Below are 4,721 nucleotides of genomic sequence, written 5' to 3' on the forward strand. Positions count from 1 at the left end.
GAAAGCGCTGCCGTTCCCGCCGCCCTCGACGAAGACATCGACGTGGAATCCGCGACGCAGGTCAGCGGCGACCGAATCGGCCATCTCCACAAGTTCCCTGGGGGCGCCGTCCAGATCGGTCCGCTTCTTGCCGAAGTCGATTGTCAGCCACGGCCGGTAGCGCACCTTGACCGGGACCTGGAACGCGCCCCGATACATGTGGGTGCCGGGCGCCCCGCGGGGCTGCGTCGGGATGCCGAGGGACTCCCTCACCGACGGTGGAAGTTCAATGGTATGGAGCTCGATGTGGGCCGCCTCATCATGTTCGTCGTTCAGGTTGACGAATCGAGAGTAGGTGGCTGTCCGGATACGGTCAGAAAAGTCCGGCGACGCGAGAAGGAATCCAACGACCGCCTCCCAGGCAGCGGTAGGATCCGGAAGATCCTTGATCAGCGGCTCGACGGCCAGCAGATGAAGGTCACCCTTACGGTTCTCCAGCTCCCGAACGAGATAGGTGACGGCCCTCAGCAGGGCCGGCCACCCAGGCACCTGCACCGCCCCCGTGTGTACGCCTCCTAAAGCTCCCGATTCCCTGTCTAGCTCAGGCATCCAGCTGTGCGCCTCGCCGGTTCGGATATGCTGCTGAACGATCTTTGGCACGCTGTCTTTGTCATGTCCGATTGCGGCTAAGAGCTGCCTGATATTCATCGGTCCACTGCGTTCCATGATGGACCGGGCTATGTATCTGGAATGCTTTCTGGCGTAGAAATCGATTTGCGCGCTTTCATTGTCGCCGACATTGTGCCGGGCGGGACCCAGCTCGTCCAGGTGCAGAGTGTAGTTCTGCTGCAGAAAGCCGATCAGTTTCTCGGCCGCCGGATGCCGCCGCGCGAACATCATCGCCGAGTTGCCAAACGAATCCCCCAAAAAGTATTCGAGAGCGAATCCGTGATTACTGAACACGTCACGCAATTCCGTCGTGCTAAGTAGAACGTTGTCGCCGTCGATGCCGATACCACCGAAACGATGAAGGACTTCCGGGAGTGAAATATCTTTGCCCTCGGCGTATCCGCCGGGGGTTCCCTTCGACAGCGCGAGCTGAAACTCGGACATCAACTGCATCGGCGTGGTGACATTGAAAATCTCATGCACATTGATCAACAATATGCTGTTATGGATTGCCCAGTCACGCATTTTCTGGACCGAGGGATCGGGGGAGCGGAACTCCTCACGGGTCACCGTCGTCCACAGCACCGTGGTGAATCCCAGAAGCTTGGCCGCGTCCGCCGACTCCGCGATTGTTCGCTGGAAGGCTAAGGTCATTTTGCGCAAACCGTCCAGTGCGCTCCCGTACCAGAACGTGTGCACGATCTTGGGCATCTCCGCGTCGGCTAGAGCGCTGCTGTCCCGTGCGGCGGCATCGGCCCACGGGCCCATCCACGTCACGTTCCGGTCCCGCCACACCGTTCCTTTATCCCGCCGCAATAATTTAAGGTTCACTGGCGAAGCTGCCACGGTCAGGTCGAGCCGGCGAAACATATCGATCAACGCATCTGTAGGAACGGTGTCGAAGGACGGCGGCAGGAAGTCTGGCTGAGGTGGTATGTCACGCAGCCCAAACAGATCACGACCCCACAATCGGAGGTGGTCCGGCGGCTGCCCCTGCCAGCCTGGACGCGGTCGCCGCTGCCGGTGGGCCTGCCACAGGAGGTCCAACAACTTCAGTCCAGGCCTTGACCACTCGTTGCTGACCATAGAGGACGCGCCGTCGCGCGACCTGCCGACTGGCGCGCCCGATGGGCGCGAGACGAAGGCGCTACCGATGGCACCACGAACCCGCTCGTTAGGCGAGGCGCCGCCGCGTAGGCGCAGCGCTGGGGCAGTCCGGGTGGCGGTTGGCGGATGAATCTCAGTCGCCGCCTGGACCGGGGCAGGTGAGTTGAGATCGGTGAACGGCTTGACGGCCACGGTCTCATCCAGCACCCTCCCGAGCTCGCCGAGCATCAACGGATCCGGGTTGACCCGACTCAGATCGCTGGCGGTGCCTGCGGTGGCAGCGGCGCGTTCAGCGACCAAATGGCTAGCAGGCAGCACGAGCACGTAGTCCGCGCGATCTGGGGAGACGAGATGCCCCTGAGCATCGATCGGGCGGACTCGGACGTTATCCGCGCCCGCCACGGCGTTTGCAGCAAGTCGGACCGGTAGGCGTAGCGCGTTGGCGCGGGTGATCGCCCCGGCCAGATCGAGCCCGGCGGCGACCGAAGCCGGCGGGACGTCCACCATCCGCTCGACCACACTCGACGGCTGCGCCAACAGGGTCTTCACCGCCAGCACGGTTCCGGCCGTTCCCGGCACCGTATGGACCAGATGCCAACCGGGCATCTGGGCGGCCGAATGCACCTCGGATGGAACCGACGTCCGCTCCAAACTCAGAAACATGCCGGATGGAACGAACGTGACCAAAGCCTCGGGGCAGTCGGCGTCCACAATCTCCGGCATCCGCACGGTTACCCTTCCCAACGTTCAGACCGGGACCGGCGGGCGGCGAACGGAGAATTGCTCAGGGTGTGTGCCGGTCATCACCTGCGCTCAAGCATCCTGACTAGGACTGTACAATGAGCAAATTCCATCCTGCCTAGCTAGTGCGGCCTGCCGCCACGGCCGCCGAGGCTGCGGAGTGAGCGTCCTTTTCTTCACCTCGCCCAGCGCCGAGAGCACCCTCGCCGGACCGGAGCGGCACTGGCTCGGCACCCTCGCGGCAGGCGCGGCGCTGGCCGCCTGGAACCCCGACCTCGGGGTGGACTCGATCGCACGCTGCGCGAGGATCCTCGAGGTGTCAAGCCCCGGGTTTGATGGAGAGTTGGTTAGCTGGTTTTCAGGGGTGCGGTGACCGGCTGGGTCATCGCGTGTAGTGCTTCGTGTTCGGCGGGTGGGATGTGTCCGAGCTCGCCGTGGAGGCGGCGGTTGTTGTACCAGTCGATGTACTCGACGGTGGCCATCTCCGGGTCGTCGAGCCCGCGCCACGGTCCTCGGTTGCGGACGAGTTCGGCCTTGTAGAGGGAGTTGAACGCTTCGGCCATGGCGTTGTCGTAGGAGTCGCCGGTGGAGCCGACGGAGGCGACGGCGCCGGCCTCGGCGAGCCGTTGGGTGTAGCGGATTGCTCGGTATTGGACTCCACGGTCGGAGTGGTGGACCAGTCCGCCCAGGTCAGCGCCTTGATTTTCGCGGCGCCAGATCGTCATCTTCAGCGCGTCGAGAGCCAGCTCGGTGTAGAGACTCGTGGATACCTGCCAGCCGACGATCATGCGGGAGTACACGTCGAGGACGAACGCGGCGTACACCCAGCCCACACTCGTGCGCACGTAGGTCAGGTCCGCGACCCACAGCTGGTTCGGATGTTTTGCGGTGAAGTCCCGTTTGACCAGGTCAGCGGGCCGTCCGGTCTCGGCCGCTGGCCGGGTCGTGCGGGGCGACTTGTCGCGCAGCGGCCCGCGCAGCCCGGACTCGCGCATCAGCCGCTCGACGGTGCACCGGGCCGCCTCGATATCCTGGCGGTGCAGTTCGTGCCAGATCTTGCGGGCCCCGTAGACGCCGTAGTTCTCCGCGTGGATCCGCTCGATCACTGCGGTCAGCTCCTCATCGCGTCGAGAGCGGACGCTGGCGGGGCGGGTCTTGGCGGCGTAGTAGGTCGACGGTGCGATCTGTGCCGGCGTGTCTTCGAGCGCCCGCAGGACCGGCTGGACACCGTGTTCGACCCGCTGGGAGTCGACGAACTCGACCCTCATCGCGATGGACGGTCCAGCTCCGCCGCGAAGAAAGACGCCGCGGACTTCAAGATCTGGTTCGCCCGCCGCAGCTCACGTACCTCCCGTTCCAACGCGGCGAGGCGTTGTGCGTCGCTGCTGGTGGTGCCCAGTCGGTCACCGACGTCGGTCTCGGCCTTCTTCACCCACGTGCGCAACGCCTCCGGATGAACCCCGAGCTGCCCGGCGGTCCGACGGATCGCTCCGACCGCGGACGCCGGATCCCGGCGGGCCTCGACCGCCAACCGGGTCGCGCGCTCACGCAGCTCATCGTTGTACTTCTTCGGTGCCGGCATCGCTGGTGTTCCTCCCAGGTTTCGATGTCTCCATCAAACCCGGTGCGGGACAGTACGGCTGGAATCACGTCGTTATCCCCGGCCAGCACCGCGCGTGGGTCGCCGACATCATCGACCCGTTATCACAGGAGCGATTCTCGCTCTCGCTTGCGCTGTGGGTGTCGTGGTTTTCTGTGGTTGGTTGGTTGGTTGGTTGGTTGTGGGGGGTGTGGGTTGTGGTGGGTGTTGGGGTGGGTTGTCCGGAGTTTGGTGTGGTGTGGGTGCGGGCGGGGTTGTGGGTGGGTGTGGGGGGTGGTGAGGTGCCGGCGGTGGTGTGGGGTGCGGGGCGGGTGGAGGGTGTTCATCAGGTTTTTGTGGATGAGGCGGTGGATTCGTCGGTGGTGTGGGGGGTGTTGCGGGGGCAGGGGGTGCGGGCGCGTCGGCGGTTGGTGTATGTGCCGGTGAGCGGTGGCGGGTTGGGGGGGTTGGGGGTGGCGTTGGTTCGTGGTCGTGAGTTTGGTGTGCCGGTGTTGGTGTCGGGTGGTGGGTTGTCGGGGGGTGGGTTGGGGCGGGGTGTGGGGGTGGTGGCGTTTCCTGGTGGTGCTCAGGTGGTGTTACCGCCGGAGTATGGGGTCGGGGGGGAGGAGGTGTGGGGGGTGTTGCG

The 4,721-nt window shown here is 64.8% G+C and carries 3 protein-coding genes and 1 pseudogene; 2 read left to right on the top strand and 2 right to left on the bottom strand.

The genetic code is table 11. The features are described from left to right. Positions 1-2,484, bottom strand: a 2,484-nt coding sequence (locus tag ACLQ24_RS28605; protein ID WP_425894846.1) for a hypothetical protein, incomplete at its 3' end; no start/stop codon positions are given. Positions 2,485-2,656: 172 nt separating this feature from the next. On the opposite strand from ACLQ24_RS28605, the gene ACLQ24_RS28610 reads away from it, so the two are divergent. Continuing rightward, complete coding sequence (locus ACLQ24_RS28610; RefSeq protein ID WP_425894847.1) at positions 2,657-2,869, top strand: hypothetical protein; 213 nt, start codon at positions 2,657-2,659, stop codon at positions 2,867-2,869. On the opposite strand, the pseudogene ACLQ24_RS28615 reads toward ACLQ24_RS28610, so the two are convergent. Further along, a pseudogene (locus ACLQ24_RS28615) lies at positions 2,844-4,078 on the bottom strand (IS3 family transposase). The gene ACLQ24_RS28610 and the pseudogene ACLQ24_RS28615 overlap by 26 nt on opposite strands. Here ACLQ24_RS28615 and ACLQ24_RS28620 point away from each other — a divergent pair. Then, positions 4,069-4,721: hypothetical protein (locus ACLQ24_RS28620; protein WP_425894848.1), on the top strand; the 653-nt coding region annotated here is incomplete at its 3' end. The pseudogene ACLQ24_RS28615 and the gene ACLQ24_RS28620 overlap by 10 nt on opposite strands.

The organism is Micromonospora sp. DT4 (assembly GCF_049841675.1).
Lineage (GTDB): Bacteria > Actinomycetota > Actinomycetes > Mycobacteriales > Micromonosporaceae > Micromonospora.